At 31.1% G+C, this 350-nt stretch carries 1 protein-coding gene; it reads right to left on the minus strand.

The window, feature by feature from the left end:
* Positions 1 to 13: 13 nt before the first annotated feature.
* Positions 14 to 350 (minus strand): IS200/IS605 family transposase (gene tnpA, locus KSU54_RS18680; RefSeq protein WP_217746599.1); only part of this gene is annotated, 337 nt, incomplete at its 5' end.

The following is a 350-nucleotide window of genomic DNA, read 5'->3' on the forward strand; positions in this document are numbered from 1 at the left end:
CTTTCTCCTTTTGTTATCTTCTTCTCTCTTTTTTGTTTTCTTTCTTCATTTCTTTATCTTCAAATGGATTTTGATATTCTTTTACACTCAATTTATCCATTGCTATATCATGTCCCTCTTGTTCCCTTATATATTTTGCGACTGTTTGATCATTTAGTCCTACTGTACTCACATAATATCCTTCTGACCAAAAATGTCTATTTCCATATTTATATTTCAAATTTGCATGTCGATCAAATATCATTAATGCTGACTTACCTTTCAAATACCCCATAAATGATGATACACTTAACTTTGGTGGTATCATTACCAACATGTGTACATGATCTGACATCAAATGCCCCTCTATA

It is taken from the genome of Erysipelatoclostridium sp. MSK.23.31 (genome assembly GCF_019125875.1).
GTDB lineage: Bacteria > Bacillota_I > Bacilli_A > Erysipelotrichales > Coprobacillaceae > Thomasclavelia > Thomasclavelia ramosa.